The organism is Lipingzhangella halophila (assembly GCF_014203805.1).
Classification (GTDB): domain Bacteria; phylum Actinomycetota; class Actinomycetes; order Streptosporangiales; family Streptosporangiaceae; genus Lipingzhangella; species Lipingzhangella halophila.
Window position 1 is genome coordinate 1,307,294 of the sequence record NZ_JACHJT010000001.1, and the last position, 26,546, is coordinate 1,333,839.

At 64.7% G+C, this 26,546-nt stretch carries 25 protein-coding genes, 1 tRNA gene and 2 pseudogenes; 7 read left to right on the forward strand and 21 right to left on the reverse strand.

Annotated elements, in window-relative coordinates:
- Window positions 1-35 precede the first annotated feature (35 nt).
- Window positions 36-2,933 (forward strand): FAD-binding and (Fe-S)-binding domain-containing protein, encoded by a 2,898-nt coding sequence (locus F4561_RS05840; protein ID WP_184575510.1) that lies wholly within the window; start codon window positions 36-38, stop codon window positions 2,931-2,933.
- Window positions 2,934-3,123: 190 nt separating this feature from the next.
- On the opposite strand, the gene F4561_RS05845 is transcribed toward F4561_RS05840, so the two are convergent.
- Both F4561_RS05845 and F4561_RS05850 read right to left on the reverse strand, forming a co-directional pair.
- On the reverse strand, window positions 3,124-3,648 hold the full coding sequence (locus F4561_RS05845; RefSeq protein WP_184575512.1) for a hypothetical protein: 525 nt from the start codon (window positions 3,646-3,648) through the stop codon (window positions 3,124-3,126).
- Window positions 3,649-3,683: 35 nt separating this feature from the next.
- The gene (locus F4561_RS05850; protein ID WP_184575514.1) at window positions 3,684-3,995 is read right to left on the reverse strand and encodes a hypothetical protein; all 312 of its coding nucleotides are present in this window, start codon (window positions 3,993-3,995) and stop codon (window positions 3,684-3,686) included.
- Between the two features lie 180 nt (window positions 3,996-4,175).
- Here F4561_RS05850 and F4561_RS05855 point away from each other — a divergent pair.
- Window positions 4,176-4,251: transfer RNA gene (locus F4561_RS05855), tRNA-Asn, on the forward strand.
- A 32-nt stretch (window positions 4,252-4,283) separates the two neighbouring features.
- Here F4561_RS05855 and F4561_RS05860 read toward each other — a convergent pair.
- Both F4561_RS05860 and F4561_RS05865 read right to left on the reverse strand, forming a co-directional pair.
- Complete coding sequence (locus tag F4561_RS05860) at window positions 4,284-4,742, reverse strand: hypothetical protein (protein WP_184575516.1); 459 nt, start codon at window positions 4,740-4,742, stop codon at window positions 4,284-4,286.
- Between the two features lie 661 nt (window positions 4,743-5,403).
- Window positions 5,404-5,652, reverse strand: coding sequence for a hypothetical protein (locus tag F4561_RS05865; RefSeq protein WP_184575518.1), 249 nt, complete (start codon window positions 5,650-5,652; stop codon window positions 5,404-5,406).
- 193 nt (window positions 5,653-5,845) lie between these two features.
- Between F4561_RS05865 and F4561_RS05870 the strand changes: the two genes are divergently transcribed.
- On the forward strand, window positions 5,846-6,931 hold the full coding sequence (locus F4561_RS05870) for a hypothetical protein (protein ID WP_184575520.1): 1,086 nt from the start codon (window positions 5,846-5,848) through the stop codon (window positions 6,929-6,931).
- A 1,473-nt stretch (window positions 6,932-8,404) separates the two neighbouring features.
- Here F4561_RS05870 and F4561_RS05875 read toward each other — a convergent pair.
- Entirely contained in the window at window positions 8,405-8,653 is a 249-nt protein-coding gene (locus F4561_RS05875; protein ID WP_184575522.1) for a hypothetical protein, read from the reverse strand.
- Between the two features lie 425 nt (window positions 8,654-9,078).
- On the opposite strand from F4561_RS05875, the gene F4561_RS05880 reads away from it, so the two are divergent.
- Window positions 9,079-9,273: a hypothetical protein gene (locus F4561_RS05880; RefSeq protein ID WP_184575524.1), complete on the forward strand. Its 195-nt coding sequence runs from the start codon at window positions 9,079-9,081 to the stop codon at window positions 9,271-9,273.
- A 413-nt stretch (window positions 9,274-9,686) separates the two neighbouring features.
- Here the strand turns inward: F4561_RS05880 and F4561_RS05885 are convergent, their stop codons facing one another.
- On the reverse strand, window positions 9,687-9,998 hold the full coding sequence (locus F4561_RS05885) for a recombinase family protein (protein WP_221445801.1): 312 nt from the start codon (window positions 9,996-9,998) through the stop codon (window positions 9,687-9,689).
- A gap of 236 nt (window positions 9,999-10,234) precedes the next feature.
- Between F4561_RS05885 and F4561_RS05890 the strand changes: the two genes are divergently transcribed.
- The 3 genes from F4561_RS05890 to F4561_RS05900 are packed head-to-tail and all read left to right on the forward strand — an operon-like array spanning window position 10,235 to window position 14,070.
- Window positions 10,235-11,401 carry a helix-turn-helix transcriptional regulator gene (locus tag F4561_RS05890; RefSeq protein ID WP_184575528.1) on the forward strand — a complete coding sequence of 389 codons (1,167 nt, stop codon included), beginning with the start codon at window positions 10,235-10,237 and terminating at the stop codon, window positions 11,399-11,401.
- Between the two features lie 21 nt (window positions 11,402-11,422).
- On the forward strand, window positions 11,423-12,163 hold the full coding sequence (locus F4561_RS05895; RefSeq protein ID WP_184575529.1) for a 5-formyltetrahydrofolate cyclo-ligase: 741 nt from the start codon (window positions 11,423-11,425) through the stop codon (window positions 12,161-12,163).
- Between the two features lie 44 nt (window positions 12,164-12,207).
- Window positions 12,208-14,070, forward strand: a complete 1,863-nt coding sequence (locus tag F4561_RS05900) for a DUF7380 domain-containing protein (protein WP_184575531.1) — start codon at window positions 12,208-12,210, stop codon at window positions 14,068-14,070.
- Window positions 14,071-14,074: 4 nt separating this feature from the next.
- Here F4561_RS05900 and F4561_RS05905 read toward each other — a convergent pair whose 3' ends face one another.
- The 15 genes and pseudogenes from F4561_RS05905 to F4561_RS05970 form a co-directional block, all read right to left on the reverse strand.
- Window positions 14,075-15,700: a HEPN domain-containing protein gene (locus F4561_RS05905; RefSeq protein ID WP_184575533.1), complete on the reverse strand. Its 1,626-nt coding sequence runs from the start codon at window positions 15,698-15,700 to the stop codon at window positions 14,075-14,077.
- Window positions 15,701-15,781: 81 nt separating this feature from the next.
- On the reverse strand, window positions 15,782-16,183 hold the full coding sequence (locus F4561_RS05910; RefSeq protein ID WP_221446337.1) for a helix-turn-helix domain-containing protein: 402 nt from the start codon (window positions 16,181-16,183) through the stop codon (window positions 15,782-15,784).
- Window positions 16,184-16,231: 48 nt separating this feature from the next.
- On the reverse strand, window positions 16,232-16,399 hold the full coding sequence (locus F4561_RS31940; protein ID WP_221445379.1) for a hypothetical protein: 168 nt from the start codon (window positions 16,397-16,399) through the stop codon (window positions 16,232-16,234).
- A 21-nt stretch (window positions 16,400-16,420) separates the two neighbouring features.
- Window positions 16,421-16,705: pseudogene (locus tag F4561_RS33900) on the reverse strand (hypothetical protein); the annotation flags it as partial.
- Window positions 16,706-16,741: 36 nt separating this feature from the next.
- Window positions 16,742-17,455 carry a hypothetical protein gene (locus F4561_RS05920; protein WP_221445380.1) on the reverse strand — a complete coding sequence of 238 codons (714 nt, stop codon included), beginning with the start codon at window positions 17,453-17,455 and terminating at the stop codon, window positions 16,742-16,744.
- Window positions 17,452-17,766 (reverse strand): hypothetical protein, encoded by a 315-nt coding sequence (locus F4561_RS05925; RefSeq protein ID WP_184575535.1) that lies wholly within the window; start codon window positions 17,764-17,766, stop codon window positions 17,452-17,454. The genes F4561_RS05920 and F4561_RS05925 overlap by 4 nt, the downstream gene beginning before the upstream one ends.
- A 201-nt stretch (window positions 17,767-17,967) precedes the next feature.
- Window positions 17,968-18,846, reverse strand: coding sequence for an SAM-dependent methyltransferase (locus tag F4561_RS05930; protein ID WP_184575537.1), 879 nt, complete (start codon window positions 18,844-18,846; stop codon window positions 17,968-17,970).
- 261 nt (window positions 18,847-19,107) lie between these two features.
- Window positions 19,108-20,283, reverse strand: a complete 1,176-nt coding sequence (locus F4561_RS05935; RefSeq protein ID WP_184575539.1) for a 4-hydroxybenzoate 3-monooxygenase — start codon at window positions 20,281-20,283, stop codon at window positions 19,108-19,110.
- A 37-nt stretch (window positions 20,284-20,320) separates the two neighbouring features.
- Window positions 20,321-20,698, reverse strand: a pseudogene (gene pcaC / locus F4561_RS05940) (4-carboxymuconolactone decarboxylase); the annotation flags it as partial.
- Window positions 20,699-20,813: 115 nt separating this feature from the next.
- Window positions 20,814-21,584, reverse strand: a complete 771-nt coding sequence (pcaD, locus tag F4561_RS05945) for a 3-oxoadipate enol-lactonase (RefSeq protein ID WP_184575543.1) — start codon at window positions 21,582-21,584, stop codon at window positions 20,814-20,816.
- Window positions 21,585-21,587: 3 nt separating this feature from the next.
- Entirely contained in the window at window positions 21,588-22,961 is a 1,374-nt protein-coding gene (gene pcaB / locus F4561_RS05950) for a 3-carboxy-cis,cis-muconate cycloisomerase (protein WP_184575546.1), read from the reverse strand.
- A gap of 290 nt (window positions 22,962-23,251) precedes the next feature.
- The gene (gene pcaG / locus F4561_RS05955) at window positions 23,252-23,824 is read right to left on the reverse strand and encodes a protocatechuate 3,4-dioxygenase subunit alpha (protein ID WP_184575548.1); all 573 of its coding nucleotides are present in this window, start codon (window positions 23,822-23,824) and stop codon (window positions 23,252-23,254) included.
- Complete coding sequence (gene pcaH / locus F4561_RS05960; RefSeq protein ID WP_184575550.1) at window positions 23,824-24,567, reverse strand: protocatechuate 3,4-dioxygenase subunit beta; 744 nt, start codon at window positions 24,565-24,567, stop codon at window positions 23,824-23,826. The genes pcaG and pcaH overlap by 1 nt, the downstream gene beginning before the upstream one ends.
- Before the next feature lie 8 nt (window positions 24,568-24,575).
- Window positions 24,576-25,751, reverse strand: a complete 1,176-nt coding sequence (locus tag F4561_RS05965) for a thiolase family protein (protein WP_184575552.1) — start codon at window positions 25,749-25,751, stop codon at window positions 24,576-24,578.
- A gap of 31 nt (window positions 25,752-25,782) precedes the next feature.
- Window positions 25,783-26,541 (reverse strand): CoA-transferase subunit beta, encoded by a 759-nt coding sequence (locus tag F4561_RS05970; protein WP_184575554.1) that lies wholly within the window; start codon window positions 26,539-26,541, stop codon window positions 25,783-25,785.
- Window positions 26,542-26,546 lie beyond the last annotated feature (5 nt).

Genomic DNA, 26,546 nt, shown 5'->3' on the forward strand with positions numbered 1-26,546 from the left:
TGTCAACAACTTGATTCAGACGCCAGGCTTGGATCATGGCCGACCTGCACAACCCCGAGGCAGCGGACGATGTCGACATCGAAGGGTTCCAGCGCGACCTCCGCGCCGGGATTTCCGGATCGGTGTCTTTCGACTCCGGGACCCGCGCCCTTTACACCGCTGACGCCTCCAACTACCGCCACGTCCCGCTCGGCGTGGTTGTCCCCCGCACGATCGACGACATCATCGCCGCTGTCGCCGCCTGCAACACGCACGGCGTGCCACTGACGCCGCGCGGCGGCGGCACCAGCATCGCCGGGAACTCCATTGGCTCCGGGCTCGTCATCGACACCTCGCGGCACCTCACAGCGATCGAGGAGATCGATCCCGCGGCCCGGGTGGCGCGGGTGCAGCCCGGCGTCATCCTGGACGACCTGCGCCGCGCGGCCCAGCCGCACGGCCTGACGTTCGGCCCGGACCCCTCCACACACAGCAGGTGCACGCTGGGCGGGATGATCGGGAACAACGCCTGCGGTTCGCACTCCGTGGCGTGGGGGACCACCGCCGACAACGTGGAGTCGCTCGACATCCTGACCCACGACGGGACCCGGATGACCGTCGGCGCCACCTCCCGCGAGGAGCGCGAACGCCTGGCGGCCCAGCCGACCATCGAGGGACGCGTCCACGCGGCGCTGCGCGACCTCACCGAGGCCTACATGGGCGAGCTGCGCACCGGCATGCCGCAGTTCTCCCGGCGGGTGTCGGGGTACGCGCTCGACCACCTGTTGCCGGAGAACGGCGGCAACGTCGCACGGGCCCTCACCGGGACCGAGGGCACCTGCGTCACCATTCTCGGCGCCACGGTGCGGCTGGTCGAGTCCCCGCCCGCCCGCGCCCTGGTGGTCCTCGGTTACCCGGACCCACCGGCCGCGGCCGACGCCGTGCCCGAGATGCTCGGCCACTCGCCCCTGACCGTCGAAGGGCTGCACGAGCGGCTGCTGGGCAGTCTGGACCGCCCGGGGCAGCGCTCCGGGGTGCGGCTACCCGAAGGCCGCGCCTGGCTGCTGGTGGAGATCGGCGGCGAGGACATGGCGGCGGCGGCCGAGGCCGGGCGCGCCATGGTGCGCGATCTGACCGGGGCAGCACGCCCTCTGGAGTCCGTCGTGGTGACCGATCCCGCGCATAAGCAGGCACTGTGGCGCGTGCGGGAGGAGGGCGCCGGCCTCGCCACCCGCGCTCCGGACGGCACCGAAGCGTGGCCCGGCTGGGAGGACGCCGCCGTGCCACCGGAGAAGCTCGGCTCCTACCTGCGCGGTTTCGACCGGCTCATGGAGCGCCACGGCCGCGACGGCGTGGCCTACGGCCACTTCGGCGAGGGCTGCATCCATATCCGCATCGACTTCGACCTCGCCAGCCGCGCGGGCCGGGGCGATTTCCGGGCGTTCATGGAGGAGGCCTCCGACCTCGTCGCCGAGCACGGAGGGTCGCTCTCAGGCGAGCACGGCGACGGCCAGGCGCGCTCGGAGATGCTGCCCCGGATGTACAGCGAGGGCGTGCTGAAGGCGTTCTCCACCTTCAAGTCCATCTGGGACCCGCGGAACATGATGAACCCGGGAGTCATCGTCGACCCGGCGCCGATCGACGCTGATCTGCGCGTCGCGACCGTCACCAGCGCCCCGCCGACGCTGCTGTCCTACCCCGAGGACCAGGGCGACTTCGCCCGGGCCATGCGCCGATGCATGGGCGTGGGCAAGTGCCGCCGCCACGAGGGGCCGGGCGTGATGTGCCCGAGCTACATGGTCACCGAGGACGAGAAGCACTCCACGCGCGGCCGGGCCCGGATGCTGTTCGAGATGATCAACGGTGAGGTCATCACGGACGGATGGCGTTCCGAAGAAGTCCGCGACAGCCTCGACCTCTGCCTGTCCTGCAAGGGATGCCGCAGCGACTGCCCGGTCAACGTCGACATGGCCGCCTACAAGGCCGAGTTCCTGCACCACCACTACGAGGGCCGGGTGCGACCCGCCGCGCACTACTCCATGGGGTGGCTGCCCGTCTGGGCCCGCCTGGCGACGCTGGCTCCGGCCGAGGTGAACCGGGTCTCGGGCGCGCGCGGCCTGGCCTCGCTGTTGAAGCGGGCCGGCGGGATCGCGCAGGAGCGCACCATCCCGGAGTTCGCGCGCACCACCTTCACACGGTGGTTCCGGCGGCGCGGCCCCTCGGCGGGCGAGCGGGGGACGGTGCTGCTGTGGCCCGACACGTTCGACAACTACCTCACCCCGCGCGTTCCGGTCGCGGCCGTGCGCGTGCTGGAGGACGCGGGCTTCCGGGTCGTTGTGCCCAAGGGGCAGGTGTGCTGCGGTCTCACCTGGATGTCGACCGGCCAGCTCGGCGTGGCCCGCCGCGTCATGCGGCGCACGTTGCGGGCTCTCGCGCCGTACGTGGCGGAAGGCATCCCTATTGTCGGATTGGAGCCGAGCTGCACCGCGGCGCTGCGTACCGACCTCGTTGAGCTGCTGCCGGGAGAACCGAGCGAACGGGTGGCGGAGTCGGTGTACACGCTGGCGGGGTTCCTCGCCGCACACGCGCCCGACTGGAGCCCGCCGCGGGTCGACGCGCGGGCCCTCAGCCAGGTGCACTGCCACCAGCACGCCGTGATCGGTTTCGACGCCGACCGGGCTCTCATGGAACGCGCCGGGATCGACGGCGAGGTCCTGGAATCCGGCTGTTGCGGGCTGGCCGGCAACTTCGGGTTCGAGGACGGCCACTACGACATCTCGAAGGCGGTGGGGGAGCGGGTCCTGCTGCCCGCCGTCCGCGAGGCCGATCCCGACACCCTGGTCCTGGCCGACGGATTCAGCTGCCGCACCCAGATCACCCAGGAGGCCGGGCGCCCGGCCCAGCACATCGCCGAGGTGCTGGCGAGCGCGCTCGACCAGCGGAACGGCCGCTAGGCCAGCAGCGGAAGAGTCGGGTGGGTACGATACCCGCGCCCACCCGGCCGCGGCTCTGTTGCGCCGATCTTGAGCGTTTCGTTCCTTCCCGAGCGCTCGGGAAGGAACGAAACGCTCAAGATCGGCGGTGAGTGGGCGCGGCTGCGCGCATGCGCCACTGGGCTGTACCTGACCTCCGTGGCCAGTACGTCTAGACCCCCATCTGCTCGCGAAGATTCGCAAGGGCGACGGGGGCCTTCTCGGCGACGCGCGGGTCCTCGGGGTCGACGCCCTCGTCGATGTGGATTTGCCAACTGATGTCGCTGCCGCCCGGAGGGCGGCGGGCGACGAGCCGGAACCCGCGGGGCTCGTCGGCGTCGCTGTCCTGCGTGGTTTCCTCGGCGGTGGTTCGTTCGTCGAGGGGCACGTGCCGGCTCACCACGATGGTGGCGGTCACCCGCTCGTGGATGGTCTCCGCCAGCTTGCCCGGCTCCTCGACAGCGACGAACCACTCGCCGGCGCCCTCCTCGGTGAAGTGCAGCCCGCTGTCGCTCCACCGTGCGCGGTCGATGTGCTGCCACGGGACCGCGTGTCCGTCGGCGAGGTGAAGTGCGTGCGTCGTGGCCACGAGAGTGCCCTCGGCGGACGGTGCGTGCGCGAGGATCCGCTCTCCGCGTGCGAGCGCAAGCCGCTCGCGAACCTCGCGTGGTAGGAGCTTATCGCGCAACCATCGCATGCCTCCACCCTAAGTCCCCGGCAGACGCGGCAGCCTCAGCGGTCGGACGCGTCGGGCCGGGCACCGTTCAGCCGGTCGCGATGAATCTCGTCTTCCTCCTCCGCGGTGGGACGGGCGAGGAAGTCCCGGACCGAGGTCACCGGGATCCGCTCGCCGACCTTGGCGTAGACGACCTTGCCGGCGTTGCTGACCTGCGCACCGACGAGGCCGGCGGTCTCCTGGACGGCGGGGCTCTCGGCGACGCGGCGGGTAGCGTGGGCGATCTGCTCGTAGCGGGCCTTGCCCGCCTTGGCGCCGAGGACGTAACCGACGGCGAGTCCAGCAGCGAAGGTGATCCGGTAGCGCATGGGTACCTCTCGACGTCGATGGTGCTGACGCATTCGACGTTACCCGGTGCACACGCCCGTGAGACGGGAGACACCCGGCAGTCTCTTCGCCAAGAACGCCAAGAAACTGTCACCAGCACCCCGCCGAGTGCGCTAGGATATTACCTGTTGCCCACGGGGATCCGCTCCCCGGGAAACCGATCCCGCGTAGCTCAATCGGCAGAGCGGTCGGCTGTTAACCGACAGGTTACTGGTTCGAGTCCAGTCGCGGGAGCCAGAGACGCACTACTAGAACCGTTGCCCAAACGGTTACCGCCTAGCAGTACGTCCACGGCATCGAACGCAGCAGGGTCCTTCCCCGAACGGGGAAGGACCCTGCTGCGTTGTGGGGCGGTGTATCACCCGCTGCCGCCTCGGATGCGAGTGCCTCGCCCCCATCTCGCCCACGGTGTGCTCCGCGGCCTTCTGCACCGCATGCAGCCGCGCAAATGGCTCCTTCAGCGCGTGCCCCGTCACGCTGCCGCCGTCCGGGTCAAGTGGATCCTCCACCACATACAGCCCGTGGAAGATCGCCTGGTTCAGCATCCGCCGCTGTTCCTCGGAGCAGCGCAGGTACAGGGCATAGGCCCTCTCCAGCAGCTTCAGGCACACCTCGATCAGTCGGGCCGCCTCGCTCAGATCCTCGGATGTGTTGGTGAGCCGCTCGCGCAGGCGCACCCGCAGTCGCTCAATCTCCCGGAGCCGGGTCTTGATCCTGCCCTGCGGCACCGTGCTGTCAGCCGCGAGGTCGAGCAGGCTTTCCTCTGTCGGGCGATGTACTCAATGGCGGCCAGCCGCTTACCGGCGATTACTTCGGCCTCCGAACTGCCCGTACCGTCCACCAGCACCAGCGAGGCCGGGGGAACATCGCCGCAGTTGACGAGCATGGCGCGGTGCTCGTCCAGGACGGCGGAATCGGGGGCGTCCTCCAGCAGGGTGCAGGCGGAGAGGGCGATGGTTACCGCAGCGGCAGCGGCAGCGGCAGCGGTGGCCGTGAAGCGCGAACGGCGGGGCGGGCGGCGGCGCGACGCCGACCTGATCTCGGGCGCCGTGAACAGGCCAGCACGCGGCATTTGGCCGGAATGGAATGTAGAGCGATCGGGCATGGTGCATGCTCCTTGGTGTGTATGGCGCACCAGGGCGCCGAAGGACGAGGGAGAAGCGGGCCGGACGCAGGGAGCGCCCGGGCCGGGAACGGTCACCACCGCTGATCGGCAGGGTTGGTGAGCGGAAACAGATCAATAGCGGCCAGCTCGGCGCGGAGGCGCTGCTGGGCGGCTTTGCGCTGGTGCTGCCGAGCGGTTGGCCTGGGTGCCCTCCACGAACCGCAGGTGATCTGCGAGGGCCAGGTAGAGCATGGGGAGGTGGTGGCGGAGATCGGGGAGGTACATCACGCACCTCCGCTGGTGCAGCGCGAGCAGGCGTTGCAGATCTGGCGCTGGCGCTCGAGGGCACGAGTGGTCCCGTCGTGCTCCTTCTGCACGTCGCGCAGGTCGGCCTCGGCCTGTATGCGGCGCTGGGTGTTGACGACGCCGATGGGGTCTTGGCCCTTCCTGCGCGGCAGGATGCGGCCAATGAAGAGTCCGGCTCCGAGGCAGGCGGTGCCGGTGATGGCGATGAAGACAGCGAAGACGGTCACTGTGGAGTCCCTTCTACTGCGTGAGCGGAAGGGAGCGCGCTCCCAAGAACAAGATGCCTTGCGATAAGCGGGTAAAGGCGTCCGAAAGCGTCGAGATTAGGGAATATATGTCGAGTATCGTCGGAGCTATAGATCCCAGGGCGATTTAGGTGCAATGTTTAGATTGGGTAATTATTGAACAAGATGTGTATTTATGAGAAAATTTTCTGTTCCAGATTACGCCAAAGTGCATATAGATGCGCTGCGGGTGCTTATAAGTCCGGGGATCTACGCCGCCTCCTTGGAAGATTCTCCTCTCCTGGAGCTTCCGGCTGTTGAAAATAAGTCCGGGGGAGAGGCATCTTTAGGCGTGCGGGCTCAAGTGTTGATTGACCTCATGGAAAAGATTGTTGATGAGCGTCTAATCAATAAGGATCGTGAGGCAGTCAGGATGCTCTTTGGATTGGGCCAATGGGCTGGCGTGCCGGCGCGGGACAGACGTAGCAGTGTGGCGAGACTAAGGGACAAGCACTGGACGTGGGATCGTAACTATAGGAAAGAGCCCTTGAGCCGTGACTTGTACATGGTATTTCTCGCTCTTTATCGTGAGGGTGACGATGTGCAAGGAAGCGCAGTAGAAAGGGTGAGTCCGATTCGCGAAGAGGCGACGACGTCAAAGGGGTCAAGGAGTCTCATCGAGGGTGGAGATTTCGTAATGAATCTCTACGAGTCGCTGTACAACTTTCCCGCATACCCCGGTCAAAGGCGTGAGTTTTTACAAACCCGTGAGATTACCTCCCTGCGTGATGGACTTGACGCTTGGAGGCAGAGCACCCACTGGTGGGGTAAGAATACTGACGATTTGCCAGAGTTGAGACTTTTTGGCTCCGGCTCCCTTTCGATCGCTCATGACTCTGAAATCCATCGTAATAACCAGCAGGGGCGTATTTATGTCTCCGAGGTGAGATTTTCTCAGCCTCTTCACAAGGGAGAACGGGCCAAGTTTTCGCTCGTCAAGAGCCATCACGTCGGTTTTGATGATCTCGTGCGTGACGACTGGGAAGACTGCTGCGGGATCTTTAATTTGAACGTTCCGACGGAACGTGCGGTGATTGGTGTTAGATTTCCGAATCAGAAGAGGCCGAAGTACGTTTGGCATTTTGACGATCTACCCGAATGGTTGGCTCCAGGAACCCACGCCGAGGACAACTTGGTTTCACTCGATGAGTCTGGATTTGCAACGTTCTCTTGGAATCATCTCGCAGTTGGATGTTCGTATGGCCTAGCATGGCAATGGTAGTTTCTGTATTCGTATAGAAATGGAAGGGTGACGATGAACGATCCATTTTGGGTGATCGCTTTTTCTGATGGCAGTGGAAGTGGTGGAACCCAAGGCAGTGGAGGCCAAGGAGGAAGAGACGGGGACTCCGGCCGTGAGGATGATGAGAAAGAAGTGAAGCCGCCCAAGAAGTAATTTATCTCTATGCTGGGCATTAATTTAGAATCCAAAGATGTTTTGTGTCATGGCTGACGAACATCCGTCAGCTATGACAAATGGTTCTGATTATGGCGGGGATGATTTTCGGATCCCATGTCAACAAAATGTGCCGTATCTCTTATCGGCCCCATTTCGGAAAAATATAATGATGATCTCAGTGTTGTCGTTCGAGTATAAAGGGTTAAAGTCCTGTACTGGAGAATCCCTGTCGGAATGCAACCATAGTAGCGCCTGGAAGGTATCAGAGTAGAGCGCCCGCCCCAACAAATTATGGAGCACTGCCTCTATGGCCCTGCAGTTGCTGCGAGCGGTCCCAGGATCTGTGTGGTTGGGCCTGAAGCGGCGTCCGCGGTGGCTAAAGAGCCATCCTCGCCAAGCCATCACCAATGACTACTCATGCTGCAGGGTAAACTCGCCTACCCATTGGTTTGAATGCCCGATCACTCTCTGCGCATATTTGCCGTCCTGGGAGATAAATGTCTAATGCAGATGATAGAAGCCGCCTTAAATCCGACGTCAACCTGGAGGAAATAAGAGCACAGGCACGAAGGTCTGCCGAAAGGATCCAGGCTCCTCCAGCTGGCGGAGTTCGTTCATGTAAACGGAGCAAGCCGGAGACAAAATCGCGTCAGGTGAAGGGAGGGATTTTCGGTCTATTCACCAAGACAGAGTATTATACTGAGGATGTGGAGTACTTAGAAGAAAAGCGCGTCTGTCAAGACCATTGGGTGCTAGGTCGTCGCCATGAGGAGATAGTAAGCGACCTCGGGTCCGAGTATGTTCGAGGTAATGTTCAAGTCAAAGAAACAGACATATTCTATTGTCTTGGTAGTGACGGTGAGCTCTTCACCCTATGGGAAATAACGACAAGGTACGGGGGGCTGCTGAAGGTTGTCAATTGAGAGCATAAGGTTCACGGATTCGGGGAACATGACGTTGTTGAGCTTGATTTTGTCTCCAGGATGCTCGAATCGAAGCCAAGGGACAATGAGGAGATGACTACGAACTACGGGCGCGGAACTGAGATCCTTTCGGGCGTGAAAAAGGGTGGCGATGGCCTGTTGATGAGGCTGAAAGAACTAGAAGGAAAGCGCTAGCCATCGGATAATCAATACAGTTCGAGGAGTGCGTAAAGAAGAATGTGCGGCGGGGGATTTGGAAAAAGGTTGATTGCAAGAAAACCGGCGAGAGCCCCACCTAGACGCACCCACAATGCATCCAGGCAGGGTCCCGCCATATGCTCCGCCCGAGCTTGCTGCTCCAGGGCGAAGCGTGCTACTCGCTCGACTTGGACTTGCGGGTAGCGGATCGAGTGGAACCGGGGTCGGGCGTGCCGCCGGCGGTCTTGTCCTCACCCAGTATGTTCTGAAGCGCCTGCCGCCGCTCCTGCAAGGCCCGCTCCTCCTCCTGGAGGCTCTCCAACGCCTTGTCACGCACAGCCGGGTCGGACAGCACCTTGGCGACGTAGTCCTCCGAGGCTTCGACACCGGCATTGTTGAGCGTTTTGCCCGTCAGCGCGACCACCGAGTCGAGTTGCTGCTTGACCCCGGCGAAACCCTGATGGCGACCGTGGCCTTCTTCTCCTCGTGGGTTCCGGTGGGCTGCTCGCTCATGTCGAGCCACCTCCTCAATCGGTTGCGGCCGGCGAACCCGTATGGTTCGTCTCTGAAAAGCCGCAGGAGAGTGACGAGGTACCGAGGTGGCGGCCGCCCGCATGATTCCTGCGTCTCCCAAGGCCCGGATCGCCCCTCGGCGCACCCTGTCTGTCAGACTCAAGTGAGACATAACGGACGAATGCGTCTTCACTAGAACAATCAGGGCGAGATGAGGACACGCCGACCTGTGGCCATGAGCCTGACCGACGCGCGCGTGTTCTGCACGGCGTTCTTCGACTATTACAACCAGCACCACCGGCATATTCGGGCATCGGGTTCCACACCCCGGCCTCGGTGCACGACCACAGCGCCCACCGGGTCCAGACCCAGCGGGCCCGGGTGCTGCGCGAGGCCTATGCCGCCAACCCGCACCGGTTCCGCTCGGTACCCCTGCCGCCCCCGCTGCCGGAGGTCGTCCACATCAACCCGCCCGAGCCACAACGCGAACGCGAGGAAGCCAGCCCCGACCTGGGAGAACCAGCAGCATAGAACGTCTCACCGAGATTGACAGCTACCGCCAGCCCGATGGCCAGCACCGGTTCGCTCGCCGCGTGCTGGATGGATGGCGGTGGAAGTGGAGAACCCCGGGCCATCACGACCGCCCTCCCGCGTGGGGAAGTTGTGTCGGATTCGGTCTCGTGTGCTGGTGCTGCGTGGTGAGGTAGGCCCGCACAGGCGGACGGCGTCGTCGGTACGGGTGTGGGCGAGGGTGATGGTGCGGCGTGTTTCGCCCTCATCGTCGAGATGCTCGATTCGGTAGTGCTGCGGAGTGGCAGAGATGCTGACGCAGCCGGCGTGCAGGAAGGCCGGTGCTCCGGCCTCGTGGTCGACGGCGGGATGGATGCCTGCCTCGTAGAGGTGGCGGCGGAGGCGTTCGAGTGCGGCGGGGGCAGTGGTCTGGTTCATCGGTACTGCCCCTGCATCACCCAGATACGGGCTCCGGTCTCGTGCTCGATGTGCTGGCGCATGGCGTCTTGCAGCCCCGGCAGTCGGGCGAAGTGCCACAGCGAGGGCACCAGGACGTCTCTGACGCGGTGGCGCTTGAGTGCCTCCAGCAGCGTGTGAAACGCCGACTCCGAACAGGTGGTGCCTTCGGCGAACACTTCGCCGAGGCAGAATCCCTCACGGGTGGCGTATTCGGTCAACTCGTGCTTTATGCGGAGTAATTCATCATTCGTGGCATGGTCGTTTGCCACGCGCATATAGCCGTACATTGTGGGCTGCACGTTCGGGCTCCTCCAGGTCGTGGGCCAACCGGTTCAGCGGCGGTCCCCGGCGTGCGCCGGTGGACCGGCCTGATGGCCAGACAAGCGGGTTGACCTGGAAAAACCCAGAGCACAAGGGGTGCAGGGCTGAGGCAAAAATGGCGCAGAGGTGGCCCTGGACTGGGCATATACGCCCTGGCCTGGCTAAGGTGGGACCGCCCCTATTACCCCCGGAGGAAATAGCCATGGCGGCCAGGCGCGTAGGGCTGTCTCAGCATCGCAAATCGGCGGGCTACAACCAAGAGAAGCTGGCCGAACTCCTCGGCGTCGAACGCTCCACCGTGGTGCGGTGGGAGCGGGCCGAAACCGACCCCCAGCCATGGATTCGCCCCAAGCTCGCCCGCGCCCTGAAAGTCACGCCCGAAGAGCTGCGGACACTCCTCGATGACGTGACCGTCCCTCAGGCCCAGCCTGGCGAACGCATGCGCTACGTGCTGGAACACCCCTCGCAGGTCGATCTCGTGGCCGTGGCCTCGCTGCACGAGCACATCCGCCAAGTTGACGAGCAGTACCACACGGTGCCCTCCACCGCGCTGCTCAGCTCCGCTGGCCAGCTCCACGGCCAAGTGAGGTTCCTGCGCGAGAACGCCGCCAACCCGCGCGTCCGCAAAGCCCTGCTCGAGGTCGAAGCCGAGTCGGCCACCATCATGAGCCAACTGGTCTGGGACGTCAGCCAGCGCCGCGACCACGCCGCACCGCTCGCCTACCTGGACGAGGCCATCGAGGCAGCCCGCCAGGCCCGCGATGCGAGCACCGAGGCGTATGCGACCCTGCGCAAGAGCTACCTCGCCCTCTACGGCGAGACGTCTCCCGAGCACGGCGCCATCCTGGCCGCCGGCGCCGCCGAGATCGCCAACCCCGTCAGCCCGGCTCTGACCGGACTGTCCTTGCTACACGTCGCCGAAGGCCGCGCCATGCTGGGCGATCACGCCGCCTGCGAGCACGCCCTCGCCAAGGCCGAGGCCCAGTTCGACCGCCCCAGCACCGATGATGTGGCCGCGGAGTACTACACCCGCACCGAGTTCCACCGCCTGGCCGGTTCCTGTTACCTCTTCCTCGGCCAGCCCGAACGCGCCGAACCCCTCCTGCGCACCACCGCCCATGCCCTCACCGAGCGGAAGAAGAGCCAGGCCATCGCCTACGGCAACCTCACCCTCGCCCTCATCCGGCAGCACAAGCTCGACGAAGCCGCGACCACCATGCACCGCACCATCGACGCCGTCGAGCTGACGCGGGGCGGTGGCGGGCTTAACCTGGCATTCACCGCCGGACAGGAACTCCGCCCCTGGCGCCACGAGTCGTGGGTCCACGACGTCCAGGACCGGCTCCTCGCCCTGATGGCAGCCATCTAGTAGCAACGACAGTAGGCGCGCATGACCGACCTCGACCAGGCAAAAGCCGCCGTGCGCGACCGCGTATGGCGCCATCTCCTCGCCCAAGGCGTTGTTCCCGACGACTCCTACGGCACCATCCCCGGCTTCCACTGCGCCGAGGCGACGGCCGAGCGCCTGGCCGAACTGGAGGTCTGGAAGGACGCCCGCACCATCAAGGCCAACCCCGACTGGGCGCAGCTCCCCGTCCGCACCCGGGCGCTCCAGGACGGCAAGCTCCTCTACATGGCCGTGCCGCGCATGGCCAGCCTCAAGCCCTTCTACCTGCTCGATCCCGCCGCGCTGAGCCTGCCGCTGGAAGAGGCCGCAGAGAAGAAGGGCGCCGAGATGACCGCCCAACGTATCGGTGTGGACGAGATGCGTCCTATCGACGTCGTGGTCTGCGGGAGCGTGGCCGTCAACCGCACGGGAGCCCGCATCGGCAAGGGCGCCGGCTACTCCGACTTGGAAGTGGCACTGCTCATCGAGGCCGGGTTGGTGTCAGAGGCGACAACTATCGTGGCGCCGGTGCACCAACTCCAGGTCATAGACGAGGAGATCCCCGAAGCCGAACACGACTTCAGGGTGGATCTGATCGTGACGCCGGATGAGGTCATCCCGTGCGAGGAGCGGCGACGGCCGAGGGGGATTGTGTGGGAGAGTTTGACGAAAAAGAAGGTGACAGAAATTCCGGTGCTTGAGAAGATGTTCGATGCGAGGTCTTCAACACCTTTTTTTGATTGACTGACTTCTCAAGACTGCGTGAGTCGTCGGGTGGAGGGCTAGACATGGAAGATGCTGAACCCATCAACGAAGATTCTGATTTGACTGGAGAACCGTCTTCGGAGGAATCCACTCAGGAGCCACTGACCTATACACATGATCCCGGTCTTGTGTCAGTTTTGGCGCAGCTTGTTGACTCAGCTTGCGAAGATGCTGATACCTTCCGCGCAGTGAGTATTAACTTGAGGCAGCTGGCGACAAGCCTAAATCCTCCGCTTCCCTCTGCGGCTGAGCGTGAACTGGTGATGACTTTTGGCTACTCTTTGCGGTCGACGCCAATCGGGTCATCTAGGCCGGATGCTTCTCTCGTTCCATTGGATGGACCTTCTTATTTTCCGCGATCACTGAATGACGCCGATGATCAGACGCGAGCGTTGTGGGTCGATCTCGCATCGGCTGTGACGCATCCTGTAGCTCGGGCTCGATTTGCAGATATTCTATTTACGCTAAAGCTGACAGAAAATCGCCGTGATGCTGCTGAGCGAGCTATTAGAGCCTACCTGGATACAGTGGGGGGAAGCCTTCAAGATCATGAGCAAGGCTTTGGTCTACTCAGGGCGTTGACTCTTGCTCGCTCAGTAGGACTCTCAGATCTGGAGCAGCAGGTTGCCTCTGCCATGGTGGATATGGCAGAAGGCGCTCTCCTCGAGAGTAATCCTGCTTACGTAGCCGTGCCGCTACTGGATGCCATTGCGGTTTCGCCGCGCAAGAACAAGACTCAGCCAATAAATCCAAAGGTTGATGATCTTCTCGATACGGCGTTGCAGGCCTACGCGGAAGCGCATGTCGTTAAAGAAGTTGCCGATATTGTTCGGCGAAGGGCCGCTGGCGATGATGCTCGCATACAGCGTGCTAGCGAGGCGCAAATTCATGCCCTGCTGAAGGAAGCCGATAACGGGAGAGAAGCCCTTATTAAAGTCTATTATCTGAATGAGGCAGCATCAACCGCACGTCGGTACGGCGTCTCGCACCTTGAAGAAGTGGCGGTTTTGAGGTTGCAGTCTGCTCCACAGGTGGAGTGGAAGACCTTGCAAACTGAGTTCAGCATCCCATCTGAGATATTTCGCAACTACCTGATTCCCTACGAGCGTGCCCAGACGTGGCAGGAAGCTTTGGCGTACTGGTTCCAGAGTGACTCTCCTAGCGGTAGCGTTCCGAACAACGAAGAGACGGCACGCAACCTCAAAGAAGTCTCAGTTGTCGAACAGATAGCTACGACTGTCAAATTTGGGCCAGAAGGTTTCCCAAAGCGAGTTGTATCTGGTGAAGAGGATTCTCTCCAGCGTCAGCGCGTTCGTGCAGCGAGTGCGAACATTCAACTTAGTGGTCTGCTCTTGGCTAGCGCACTAGATACGATACGCGCACGATTTGGAATCCTTTCTCTGGAGGATGTTGAAGCATGTATTTCCGATTCCGGAACCCACCCGTTCTTGGCTAAGGCTCTCGCTAAAGCGCTTCAGCTCTACTGGGTAGACGAATTTGCGGCTAGTGTGCATCTAGCGGTTCCAAAGATTGAAGCATCGGCTCGGTCCATATTGCTAGAGCTCAACGAGCCTGTGTATCGGGCAGCAGTTGGTGATGCGGATGGCCAGTTTCCTGGACTAGGATCCTTGCTGGATAAATTGGAAGAGAAGTGTGACTTCGATCCTGATTGGGCTTGCTTCCTGAGGGTGTTCCTGCTGAAGGATGGTTACAATGTTCGTAACCTCGTGGCTCATGGATTTATGGACGAAGTAGATCGTAAGACAGCCGCGTTGGCGCTGCGTGCGTGTGCGCTCGTCGTTGTGCTTGCCTCGAACGAACCGGCTGAACGCGATATAAAGTCTGTGAAGGATGCGCTAGCAGGGTCGAATGGTGAGGAATCGTAATCTATCAGTCCTGACCACGCGCCAATGGTGTGACGGAATCGCCGGTGTCTTCGATGGTGTCGAGCAGGATACTGAGGCTTCGGTCGGCTGAGTTTTTGTTTAACAGATTAGGGTTATTGTAGAGCCAACGCAGCGCATCCAGCGCATACCTTATTGCTTCCTGGCGGTAGGTGTATATGTCGCTCCTCTTGGGCTCCTTGCCATGGCTGCCATGGATGAGATCACTTCGTGTCGAATAAATCCTACTCAGGCGAGATTTAAGCTTCTTTCGATCGTCGAAAGAGTTTGGTTCCAGTATCTTCGCCATTGCACCAGTTACCCGTAGAGTCGCCTCCTGTGGATCGCCGAACATATTCTCCCAGGCTACGACGGCATCGATGAGTGCGTCGGTTGCGTCGAATCGTGTTGAGACAGCAGAAAGTAGACGTCGTGCGGCGATATTAAGGCTCTTCGGATGCCTCTCTTTGAGAATGCTAGACCAGTTTGTAACTCGCAATGCAGTCTCAGCGCTAATATTCACCGATGCACCACTGAACTCGATGGGAAGCCAACTGTAGCCACTGCTGCTCGTGAGTGGTTCAAGCGTGGTTTGAAAGGTGACCGGTGAAGCCACAAGTCTTTCATCTGTCGACGCGAGGAGCAGTGCTAGCCTTGCACGCAAGATATTATATTCAAGGTCCCCTCTGTGAGACTCAAAGGCATCGCTATTTTGTTCGTAGAACTGGTCAACTTCAGCATCACCACTGATATTCCCCATGATTTTTAAGTGCGTCGGTACAAGTAGGATTGCCTGAGTGCGCTGTTGTAGGTCACGGTGTCCGACGATGACTTCCAGCGCAGCGTCCTGTACCGCTATGAGTCGACCGAAGGAGAGGTCGATAGATTGATTATCTTCAAGCTTAACTCCTCCAAGTCCGACAATGGTATACACCTGTGCTTGTTTGCCCTCGGCGACCCTTCTTACTACACCAAGCGTGGTGCGCACCTCATCCAGATATTCATCTATCTCGGCACCACCTTTCGCGATGCATATTTTCCATGCATAGTCCAATATGGAGTCAGGGAGTGAAGTTAGCTGAATGCCACCACCGTTTCCATTTGAAAAAATGAGGAAGTCTGAATGTATTCCAAGGTGACTCTCTTCGGCTGCTTCGCTGTCATCATTCTCTGGTGAATGGGTAAATATTTTTTGTAGTGATTCATCTCTCATGGCGCTTGTGTAAAATTCATGCCTTTCTGTATGATTAAAAGTGGCTGCCATGAAAATCTTGCCAGGGACCAGGATGTCTTTGGGTGAAGGAATGAGGAGAAGTGGATATACATCTATAGCTAGCCTGAACAGTTTTGCCGCCAGGGGATCTTCATCTTCAACGGCAGGGAGGGTGCCTCCACAGTGGAGGCGCATTTCATTGGCGAGTGATAGTCCTCCATTGAGGATCTGCGCCGCGAAGTTTTGGAGAGTTGAGTATCTGTTTAATGCGTCAGGGTTGGTTTGGTCTAGTGCTGTGATATTTTCTTCAAGAAAGGAAACGGTCTCTCTCTGTTGAGGTGTTGGCTCTGCATCAAGCTGTGTGGTTGCGAGAACGTACTTGAGGAAATTCTCCCCGAACGCTTGGAGTGCCTTGTCCATGGACTGGAGTCTACTCATTATTCGGCAGGGGCGAGGGTGGAATGGACTTGTCTGCGTTGCCTCATAAGGAGACGAGGCTGGCTACGAGGTGCGTTCATACGGCTCGCGCATCCTGACTCCCCGATCCGTCAGGCGGCTCCAGACGGTCTTGCCGTCCACGCTGAAGCGGTTACCGATCTTCGCCAGTGACCATCCCTTTGTGTAGAGACGTACGGCTTCCTCTACTTGCTCGGGCGTGAGGCCGGTACGGCGCATCGTGACCCCGCTCTGCTTCAGGATCTTGCTGACGGTTTCGCGTCCGATCCGATGCTTGATGGCCAGTTGGCGAATGGTGGCGCCCTCTCGGTATTCGGCCACGATGTCGGAAATGTGCTTGTCGGTGGGACGCTGTATCGCCCGCGGCACCTGTTGCGGCTCCTTCGTTGGGAGAAACGACTCCAGGTTGGGCAGCTTGCGCCACAGCGCCCCAAGGGTGTCCGCCAACCGACCGGGGTTAGCAAAGGTCGTCCAAGGCACAGGTTCGACACCCGTCTACCGCTGGTACCGACCCCGCATCCTCACCCCTCGTTCCAACAGCCGCAGCCGCACCGTGTCCGGGCTGAACTCCATACGCCGGCCGATTCGTGCCAGCGACCACCCCAGCACATACAGCCGCGCCGCCTCGTCGATCTGGTCGGGGGAGAGGCCGGTGCGGCGCATCTGCGCGCCGTGGCGCTTGAGGATCTTGCTGACCGTCTGCCGGGCGATGCCGAAGCGCCGGCCCAGTTCGTAGACCGTGGCTCCCGCCTCATAGGCGGCGACGATCTCCCGCGCCTGGTCGCCCTTGATCTGCTTCGCGCGGGCGGAGAGGCTCGTGCGCTCGCGCGGCGCAATCGGTGTCGAGACATCGGGGAGCTTGGCCAGCAGGGCCTCCAGCGCCCTGCGCTGCCGCGCCGGGTTAGAGACAGGAGTTGCCAGGGGAGCATCCGAGCCAGGCCCTGAGGGCCTGGCTTTTTGCTGTGCCAGGCGAAGGCCTGTGTGGCGGCGGTCGGGTGGCTGTCCCTACCGTTTCGAGGTCGCCTCGACCCGGATGAGCACCTCGTTGCCCAACGACTGGTCGATACGGCAATGCAGGCCGAGTTCGACGATACGGTCGTCGCGCGGGTGCCACTGCCGTGCCGGCGAAGTGCGGCCCAAAAGCCCGTCAAGGGCGTCGATCGTGGGCTTCCAGAGATTCGCCCACCCGCGCCGGGGCCCGACACAGAACCCGAGCTGGAGGCTGATCGCGCCGTCCGGAAGTCGCGGGGCGTTGCCCAGCTGCTCGGCGATCTGCTGTTTGTAGGCGGCGGATTGCGATGAGGCGTTGGTGGCGACCTCATGGATGCGGCCGGAGAGTGGGCGGTCAGTCGCAGGACGTGCCTGGCTGAGGCAGATCCGTGAGGACTCCGCATGGCGCTTGGTGCACCACACCGAAGCGAATTGACGTCCGCTGTGTTTGCTGAGTCGGCTCACCAGAGGGAAGAGGTAATTGTCCAGGTCGTGATGTTCCAGCAGAGCGACCGACCTCGGAAGGCCGACATCCAGCCAGAGGGCGAGCGGGTCGGGCGTCTGCTCCAGTCCCGTCCGGAGGATGTCCTGGACGTGAACCAGATACTCCTCAAGCCGTACTTGATCCGGGTGGCCACCGCGTTCCCAACTGGCGAGCCGAGGTCGGAGGCGCAGCGGGACACCCTCCACGGCCGGTTTGGTGAAAAACGGGGGCGAGTAGGACTTCACTCGGCGAGGATGCCAGCGCGTGCTGGATCGTGAAGGCGGTGGGACGGATTCGTGTCGAAACCGTTGCGGCCATCCTTCGGCCTTCCACCGGTCGAGGGCGCTGAGTCGACTGCGGTGGGATGCTGTTCAGCGTTTCTCAGCCCCGGCGGCAGGACGGTGAGGAGTACCGGCTCGATCGCGCATGGGTCGAGGCACGGATGGCGGAGCGCTTCGGAAGTCTGCACGCCCGGGTCCGCGGCTTCGTTCACGGCCCCGCCGCCCACGTGGCCCTTGCCGACCTCGAAGAGGTGCTGCCCGTGTTCCGAGCCCACTCGACCGAAGCACCTTGATCTTCTTGGCTCGGGTGGGCAGGCTCTTGAGCTCGCGCGGCGCTACCGCCGCCGAGGCATCGGGGAGCTTGCCCAGCAGCGCCTCCAGCGCCCTGCGCTGCCACGCCGGGTTACAGACAGGCGTCAACCGGACTGAAGCAACATCACCCGACGTCTGCGCTTGTCCCGTGCCCGCACGCCATGTCAGGGTTTCCGCGCCACGCCTCCGAGGATGATCTGCCGGTTGCGCGGTGGCATGCGGTAGGAGCCGGCAAGGCTGGATCCGGTTGGCAGCGGGTGCCATTCGTCCAATGGAACCAGGCCGGGGTCCAGCATCTCCCAGCCGCAGAAGTACGCGAGGATCTCCTCGTGGCTGCGCCACAGCCCGGTGCTCAGCTTCTCCAGGAAGGCCTGCTGCAGCCGTTCGGCGCGTTCGGCGTCGGTGGGGTTCTCAGCGGCGTCGGGGTGGCAGAAGTGGCTGATCGCGAGGTAACTGCCGGGGGAGAGGGCGTCACACAGTTCGCGGGTGTGGCGCAGCGGGGCCTGGGAGTCGTGCAGATGGTGCAGGATTCCACCGAGTATCAGGCCCACGGGCTGCTTCAGGTCGAGCAGGTATCGGCTTCCCTCGGCGTTGAGGATCTTCTGCGGGCAGGTGAGGTCCTCCTTGATCACCAGGCTGGTGGCGTTGTCGGTGAGCAGCGCCCGAGAGTGGGTCAGCACCATGGGGTCGTGGTCGACGTAGACGACCCGGGCGCCGGGGATGGTTTCCTGCGCGATCTGGTGCACATTGCCATCGGTTGGCAGGCCGGATCCGATGTCGAGGAACTGGCGGATCCCGCGCTCTGCCAGGTACCGGACGGCGCGCTGCACGAACGCCCGGTTCGCCATCGCTAGGTCGGTGACCCCGGGCACGACATCCTCCGCGTAGTTCGCCATGTCCCGGTCCACCGCGAAATGGTCCTTACCTCCGAGGTAGTACGAGTACACCCGAGCGACATTCGGTTGGGACATATCGATATCGTCGGGCGCTTTGTACCGTTCACTCAGTTTCTTGAGGAACGAGGGGGAACCCAAGCCAGACATCGATGTCCTCTCCTGGGGTGCGCAGGCCGACTGGTGTCCCCCGGGATTGTATTCTCCGTCTCGGTTCCTGATAACCAGTCGTCTGGTGCCGAACCCGAATAATCGCGACCGAATCCCGTTCTAATGCGGAAAATGGGTCGCGATATCCGCAGGCCGTGCCACTTCGAAGGTAATCCGAGTGCTAACCGGTGTCATTCGTCGATGAATCGGACGTTGATGCCGCGATGCCCGCAAGATGGACAAGCGGTCCCGGCGGCGTTGTCACACTCGGGGCAGGCCGGTGTAGTTCTCCGCCAGGTGGGTGGCCGCGGCTGGCCGGTCGGCGATGTGGTTCAGATGGGAGAGCTGCAGCCGGCGGTCGAACTCGTCACTCTCGGGGTGGGCGTGCAGCAGCGAGGTCATCCAGTACGAGAAGTGCTCGGCACGCCAGACCCGGCGCAGCGCGGTATCGGAGTACTCGTCGAGGAGCGTTGTGTCGCCGCTGCCGTACCGCGCGGTCAGCGCCTCGGCGAGCAACGAGACGTCGCGCAGGGCGAGGTTCAGGCCCTTGGCCCCGGTGGGCGGCACGATGTGGGCGGCGTCCCCGGCCAGGAAGAGCTGCCCGTGGCGCATCGGCTCGGTGACGAAGCTGCGCATCGGCGTCACCGCCTTGTCGGTGATGGGACCGCGCTGCAATGTCCAGTCGCTGTTGTGCAGCTCGAACCGGGTGGCGAGCTCGTCCCAGATCTGCTTTTCGGACCAGTCGGCGGGATCGGTGTCAGCGGGGACCTGCAGGTAGAGCCGGCTGACCTCGTCGGAACGCATGCTGTGCAGCGCGAAACCGTTGGTGTGGTGCGCGTAGATCAGCTCCTCGCACGAGGGCGCGACGTTGGCGAGGATCCCGAGCCAGCCGAACGGGTAGCTCTTCTCGAAGGTGCGCGCGACCGCAGAGGGCAGGGTGGCCCGGCCGATGCCGTGGAAACCGTCGCAGGCCGCCACGACGTCGCATTCCAGGACGTCCTCGGTCCCCTCGTGGGTGAAGCGGACCCGCGGGTGGTCGGTCTCGATGTCCTCGATCGCGGTGGCCTGCGCCTCGAACAGCACCTGACCGGCGTCGGCGAGACGGCGCCCGATCAGGTCCTTCACGATCTCGGTCTGGGCGTAGATCATGACACCGCGCCCCGTCAGCTCGCGGAAGTCCAGCCGGTGGCTGCGCCCGTCGAAACGCAGCTCAATGCCGTCGTGCGGCAGGCCTTCGCGGTCCATGCGGTCGCTGACACCGGCATTGCGGAGCAGCTCGACCACACCGTGCTCGATCATGCCCGCACGCTGCCGCTGCTCGCAGTAGGCGCGGTCGCGGCGCTCCAGGACGACCGAGTCGATACCCTGCTGGTGCAGCAGGTGGGACAGGAGCAGGCCGGCAGGGCCCGCGCCGATGATGGCTACGCTGGTGCGCATGGTCTTTCCTCGCTCGTGTGATTGGGTGGTATCGCGCTCAGCCGTCGATCTCGGACAGCTCGGACAGCACTGACTGGGCGATCGCGAACGCCTTGTTCGCGGCTGGCACCCCGCAGTAGATCGCGGCCTGCAGGAAGACCTCCTGGATCTCGTCGGGCGTCAGCCCGTTGCGCACGGCCGCGCGCACGTGCATGCTCAGCTCGTCCCAGTGGCCCATGGCGGCCAGCGCCGTGAGCACCATGCAACTGCGCGTCCGCCGGTCGAGTCCCGGCCGGGTCCAGATGTCACCCCAGGCGTAGCGCGTGATGAGGTCCTGGAACGGTTCGGTGAAGGGTGTCTTGCGCGCCTCGGCGCGGTCGACGTGCTCGTCCCCGAGCACCTCGCGCCGCACCCGCATGCCAGCGGCGTGCCGGTCGGTCTCGTCCCGCGGGGTGTCGGTGTTCTCGGTGTCCATCGCCTAGTCCGTCCGCTTCGTGTCTTGTTCCTGGCACCGGCGCGTCACCGTTGTGGCCGGCCGCGCTCCCGCCGATCTAGGAGGTGCCGGAGAAGTGCTCCCGCAGCAGCTCGTTGACACGGTCGGCGCGTTCCCAGCTCGCGAGGTGCGCGGCGGAGTCGACCACCTGCAACCGCGCCCCTTTGACTCCGCTCGCGATCCGCTCGACGTGGTCGGGCGGGGACGCGGGGTCGTCGGCGCCGGCCACGACCAGGGTGGGTGCGGCGATCCGGGGCAGGTCGGGGTGCAGATCCGCGTGCTCGATGGCGTTGCAACAGCCCGCGTACCCCTCGGCGGGGGTGCCGGCGACCATGGTGCGCATCCGGTCGGTCACCTCGGGGTGCTGCTCGGCGAATCCGGGCGTGAACCAGCGTTGTACGACACCCGGGGCGACGGCGCTGGTGCCCTCCGCGCGAACCAGCTCCGCGCGCTGCGCCCATGCCTCGGGCGGTGCGAACCGCGCCGAGGTGCACATGACGGCCAGCCGGTCGATCCGCTCGGGCGCGTTGGCGCCCAGCCACATCCCGACCATTCCGCCGAGCGACAAGCCGGCGAAGCACACCCGCTCGGCCCCGATCCGGTCGAAGAGCCGCAGCGCGTCCGCGCCGAGCTCGGCGAGCGAGTACGGCCCATCGGGGACGGGCGACTCCCCGTGGCCGCGGAGGTCGTAGCGGACCAGCCGAAACTCGGAGGCCAGCGCTTCCACCTGGGGAGACCACATGTCCAGGGTGCTGCCCAGTGACCCCGAAAGCACGATGACGGGGGCGTCCGCGGGGCCGTCGGTGACGTAGTGCACGTCAATGCTCACGTCCTACTCCTGTTCCTCGTTCACGCTGGTTCGCCCGCCGTTCCGGGTCGTGCGCCGCGCGTGCGCCGCAAGCGCGCGCTCCACGAAGGTGCCGGTGCTGCCGACGTAGCCGGCCGGGTCGAGAAGGGAAGCGATCTGGGCTTCGGTGCGGCGGCCCTGGAGGCGCTCGGCCAGCACCGCGGCGAGCCCGCGCCCGCTGTTGGCGGCGTCCTGGCAGGCGTCCTGCACCAGTTCGTGGGCGGGCAGCCGGCCGAGCTCGCCAGCCAGGTCCGTGGTGACCCGCTCGGCGAGCGGGAACCCGCCGGTCAGGTCGAGGTTGGCGCGCATCCGGGCGGGGTGCACGCTGAGGCGTTCGAGGGAGGTACCCAGCCACGCCACCGCCGACCCGGTGGTGCGCAGCAGGTCGGCAAGGGGGAGCCACTCGGCGTGCCAGCGTCCGGCCGCGCGCTGGTGCTCCTGGACCTGGCACGCGAACAGGGTGGACGCCAGGCCCGGCGCTTGTTCGGCACAGGCCACCGCCGACACCGCCGCGATCGGGTTGCGCTTGTGCGGCAGGGTGGACGAGCCGCCGACACCAGCCCCGCCAGCCTCGGTGGCCTCGCCGGTTTCGGTCTGGGCGAGCAGCACGATGTCGCCGGCGGCCTTCCCGGCCGCGCCGCACACCCGGGCCAGTGCCCCGGCCAGCTCGGCGACCGGGCCGCGGTCGGTGTGCCATGGCAGGACGGGCTCGGGCAGCCCCAGTTCGGCGGCGTAGTGCGCCAGTACCGCCGGGCCGTCGTCGCCGAGCGACGCCAGGGTTCCCGCGGCGCCGCCGAGCTGGGCCGGGGTGCGGGACTCGACGACCTCGCCCAGCGCCTGCGTCGCGGTGCCGAGACCGTCGAGCCAACCGGCGGTGACAGCGCCGAACGTGGTGGGCAGCGCCTGCTGCAGCAGGGTCCGGCCGGCCATGATCGTCGCGCGGTGTCCGCTGGCCAGCGCGGCCAGGCCCGCGCATGCGGTTTCCGCCTCGGCGCGGATCACCGCGCCCGCTCGGCGGCACACCAGCATCGCCGCGGTGTCCATGATGTCCTGGCTGGTCGCGCCCTCGTGCACGTGACGCGCGGCCTCTGGGCCGACGACCCGAGTGAGTTCCTTGACCAGCGGGACCACCGGGTTGCCCGCGCCAGGCGCGGCACTGCCCAGGGCGTCGGTGTCGAAGTGCTCCGGGACGCAGGCCGCCGCGATCGCCTCGGCATGCGCCGGATCGATCCGGCCGGCGCGCGCGTGGGCGCGCGCCAGGGCGGCCTCGGCATCGAGGAGCGCACGCAGCCACGCCGCGTCGTTGACCTCGGCCCCGACGCCGCCGCGCGCGAAGACGCCCCCGAACAGCCCGGTCATTCTTTGTCGCCTTTCCGGTGGTCCTGCGGTGATCGACGGTTGGCTAGGTCGGTATCGAAGGTGGCTGTGGGGACATGTTCAGCGCCGAGAATGTCTCCACGGACACTCTCGGCGCGCCTCGCCGCGTGGGAACACTGACGCCCCCGGGAGTCACTCCCACGGGCCGCAGGGACCTCGCGGCCCCCGTTGGGCGCGCCACCATCGGGCACCAGGAGCGATTACCGGGGGCTGGCCCACTACCGGCCTTCGCCGCCCCGTTGGACACCGCACCACGTACCCCCATCACCGATCTAGATCTCGAAAAACACGGTCTCGTTCTCCCCTTGGAGGCGGATGTCGAAGCGGTAGCCGTCGGTGGCGGGTTCGGCGACGAGCGTGGAACGGGCCGTCTCGTCGGCGACGGTGCTCAGCACCGGGTCGGCCGCGTTGGCGTTAACGTTCTCCGGGAAGTAGATGCGGGTAACCGTGCGGTGCAACATGCCGCGGGCGAACACCGAGACGTCGATGTGCGGGGCCTGGAGGGTGTCGCCCGGCCCCGGGACCGCCCCCGGCGCCAGCGTGAAGATGCCGTACTCGCCGTGTTCGTCGGTGTCGCAGCGCCCGAACGCGCGAAAGCCCGGGTAGCCGGTCGGCCCCCTCGGGTCGTCCGGGTGGTCGAACCGGCCGTTCGGGTCGGCCTGCCAGGTCTCGATGAGCCCGTCGGAGATCGGCTGCCCGGCTCCGTCGGTCAGGGTCCCGCGGATCCAGAACCCCTCAGGGGTCCCTTCGGCCACCGCGAACGGTCCGTCCGGCCAGTGCAGACCGATGTGCAGGTAGGGGCCGACGGTCTGGGACGGGGTCGTCGGGGGAGTGGTGTCGCTCATCAGTCGTCGTCCACCTCGGATTCGAAGGGCGTGGCCTCGCGCCCGCGCAGCACGATGTCCCACTCGAACGCCAGGGCCCATTCGGGTTCGGTGTTCTCGTAGTCGAACCGGCACAGCATGCGCTCGCGCGCCTTCTCGTCCGGGATCGAGTTCCACATCGGGTCCTGGAAGAACAGGGGGTCGCCCGGGAAGTACATCTGGGTGACGAGCCGCTGTGTGAATGCCCGGCCGAACAGGGAGAAATGGATGTGGGCCGGACGCCACGCGTTGTCGTGGTTCTTCCAGGGGTAGGCGCCGGGCCGTACGGTGACGAACCGGTAGCGGCCGTCGCTGTCGGTGATGGTGCGGCCCACTCCGCTGAAGTTGGGGTCGAGCGGGCACGGCCAGTTGTCGACGGTGTGCCGGTACCGGCCTCCCGCGTTGGCCTGCCAGATCTCGATGAGGGAGTGCGGAACCGGCTGGCCGTCGCTGTCGCGGACCTGCCCGTGCACGATGATGCGCTGCCCCTGCGGCTCGCCTTCGTGCTGCCGGGTCAGGTCGTGGTCGAGCTCTCCGAGCCGGCCCTCGCCGAGCAGCGGCCCGGTGACCTCGGTCAGCAGATGCGGCAGCAACTGCAGGGGGCGCTTGGGGTGCCGCAGCGCGGTGCTGCGGTACCCCGGGAAGTCCAAGGGAGGGTGGGTCTCGTGGTCGCGGATGTAGCCGGTGCCGGTACGGTCCTCGTGGCCTTGCGGTGTGGTGGTCATAAGTCCTCTCAGGCGTGCAGCACGACGGCCAGGCCCTGGCCGACGCCGATGCAGATGGCGGCGAGCCCCCAGCCGCCGCCGCGCCGGCGTAGCTCGTGGGCGAGTGAACCGAGGACGCGGGCCCCCGAAGCTCCCAGCGGGTGGCCGATGGCGATGGCGCCGCCATTCGGGTTCACGATCTCTGGGTCCAGCTCCGGCCAGAGCTTCAGGCAGGCCAGCGACTGGGCGGCGAACGCCTCATTGAGCTCGACGACCGACAGGTCGCTCCACGTGATGCCCGCGCGGCGCAGCGCTGTCTCGGCCGCCTCGACGGGGCCGATCCCGAACCGGTGCGGTTCCACCGCGGCCACGCCCCGGCTGACGATGCGCGCCAGAGGCTCGTGCCCGGTCGCCTTGGCCGCGGGCTCGTCTCCGATGAGCAGCGCGGCCGCGCCGTCGTTCAGGGGGGAGGAGTTGCCGGCGGTGATCGTGCCGTCCGCCCGGAACGCCGGCTTCAGCTTCGCGAGCTTCTCCGGGGAGGTCTCCCGGATGCTTTCGTCGCGCGGCAGGTCGACGCCGGGGACCGGGACGATCTCGGCGCCGAACATGCCCTTGCCCCAGGCGGCCGCCGCGTTGGCGTGACTGCGCAGGGCGAACTCGTCCTGCTCGGCGCGGTCGATCCCGTACAGCTCGGCGATCTGCTCGGTCGACTCGCCGAGCGAGACCGTCCACTCGTCCGGCATCTGCGGGTTGACCATCCGCCACCCCAGTGTGGTGGAGTGCAGCGTCTCGTGGCCGGCGGGGAAACCCTTGGCGGGTTTCTGCAGCACCCACGGCGCGCGGCTCATCGACTCCACGCCGCCCGCGACGATCAGGGACGCGTCGCCCACTGCCACCGCGCGGTTGGCGGCGATCGCGGCCTCAAGGCCCGATCCGCAGAGCCGGTTCAGGGTCGCGCCGGGGACAGACGGGGGCAGGCCGGCGAGGAGTCCCGCCATGCGTGCCACGTTCCGGTTGTCTTCTCCGGCTCCATTGGCATCACCGAAATAGACGTCGTCGATGGCGATGCGGTCGAGCTCGGGGGAGCGTTCCACAAGGCCGCTGATGACGTGTGCGGCGAGGTCGTCGGGCCGGGTCTCGGCGAGGGCGCCGCCGTATTTCCCGAAGGGAGTGCGCACCGCGTCCAGAACGAATACTTCAGCCATGGCGGGAGTCCCATCCAACGTCTCAGGCGAGCTAGCTATTGGTTAGCGAGCGTAGTACCGAAAGTTCCTTGGTGTCCGGTTCGGTGGTCGTTGTCGGTTCTGCCGCCACCTGCAGGTCCCAGCCCGTCGCGGCGCGGACCTCGTCGACGGTGACGCCGGGGTGCACGCTCACCAGGGTGAGTTCGCGGGTGCTCGGGTCGGGCTCCAGAACCCCGAGGTTCGTGATGACCCGGGTGGGTCCGCGCCCGGTCAGGCCGAGGCGCTCGCGGTCGCCGGCCCCCTTCCCGTGCCCGACCGAGGTAACGAAGTCGACCGCCTCCACGAAAGCCCGCGTGCTCTGCCGCGCGATGACGATGACCTCTTTGCAGTTGGCCGCGATCTCGGGGGCGCCGCCGGCGCCGGGCAGCCGCACCTTCGGATCGGAGTAGTCGTCGCCGATCACGGTGGTGTTGATGTTGGCGTACCGGTCGATCTGGGCGGCACCGAGGAAACCGACGTCGATTCGGCCCGGCTGCAGCCAGTAGTTGAAGACCTCGGGAACCGAGACGACGGTGTCGGCGGTCTCGGCGAGGATGCCGTCGCCGATGGACAGGGGAAGCGAATCGGGCCTGGTGCCGAGCGTCCCCGACTCGTAGATCATCCACAGTCCCGGTGCGTGCGTGCGCACAGCGACATTGGCAGCGGTGCTCGGCAGTCCGATGCCGACGAAGCACGCCATGTCCGTGGTCAGGGAACGCGCGGCGGTGACCGTCATCATCTCGTCGGCGGTGTAGTCCAGGGTGGTCGTCATTGTCC

Bases quoted from the DNA above. Each gene is read 5' to 3' on its own strand.
- F4561_RS05840 (WP_184575510.1), top strand. From the start codon at position 36: ATGGCCGACCTGCACAACCCCGAGGCAGCGGACGATGTCGACATCGAA.
- F4561_RS05845 (WP_184575512.1), bottom strand. From the start codon at position 3,648: ATGCGATGGTTGCGCGATAAGCTCCTACCACGCGAGGTTCGCGAGCGG.
- F4561_RS05850 (WP_184575514.1), bottom strand. From the start codon at position 3,995: ATGCGCTACCGGATCACCTTCGCTGCTGGACTCGCCGTCGGTTACGTC.
- F4561_RS05870 (WP_184575520.1), top strand. From the start codon at position 5,846: ATGAGAAAATTTTCTGTTCCAGATTACGCCAAAGTGCATATAGATGCG.
- F4561_RS05885 (WP_221445801.1), bottom strand. From the start codon at position 9,998: ATGTACGGCTATATGCGCGTGGCAAACGACCATGCCACGAATGATGAA.
- F4561_RS05890 (WP_184575528.1), top strand. From the start codon at position 10,235: ATGGCGGCCAGGCGCGTAGGGCTGTCTCAGCATCGCAAATCGGCGGGC.
- F4561_RS05895 (WP_184575529.1), top strand. From the start codon at position 11,423: ATGACCGACCTCGACCAGGCAAAAGCCGCCGTGCGCGACCGCGTATGG.
- F4561_RS05900 (WP_184575531.1), top strand. From the start codon at position 12,208: ATGGAAGATGCTGAACCCATCAACGAAGATTCTGATTTGACTGGAGAA.
- F4561_RS05905 (WP_184575533.1), bottom strand. From the start codon at position 15,700: ATGGACAAGGCACTCCAAGCGTTCGGGGAGAATTTCCTCAAGTACGTT.
- F4561_RS31940 (WP_221445379.1), bottom strand. From the start codon at position 16,399: ATGCGCCGCACCGGCCTCTCCCCCGACCAGATCGACGAGGCGGCGCGG.
- F4561_RS05930 (WP_184575537.1), bottom strand. From the start codon at position 18,846: ATGTCTGGCTTGGGTTCCCCCTCGTTCCTCAAGAAACTGAGTGAACGG.
- F4561_RS05935 (WP_184575539.1), bottom strand. From the start codon at position 20,283: ATGCGCACCAGCGTAGCCATCATCGGCGCGGGCCCTGCCGGCCTGCTC.
- pcaB (WP_184575546.1), bottom strand. From the start codon at position 22,961: ATGACCGGGCTGTTCGGGGGCGTCTTCGCGCGCGGCGGCGTCGGGGCC.
- pcaG (WP_184575548.1), bottom strand. From the start codon at position 23,824: ATGAGCGACACCACTCCCCCGACGACCCCGTCCCAGACCGTCGGCCCC.
- pcaH (WP_184575550.1), bottom strand. From the start codon at position 24,567: ATGACCACCACACCGCAAGGCCACGAGGACCGTACCGGCACCGGCTAC.
- F4561_RS05965 (WP_184575552.1), bottom strand. From the start codon at position 25,751: ATGGCTGAAGTATTCGTTCTGGACGCGGTGCGCACTCCCTTCGGGAAA.
- F4561_RS05970 (WP_184575554.1), bottom strand. From the start codon at position 26,541: ATGACGACCACCCTGGACTACACCGCCGACGAGATGATGACGGTCACC.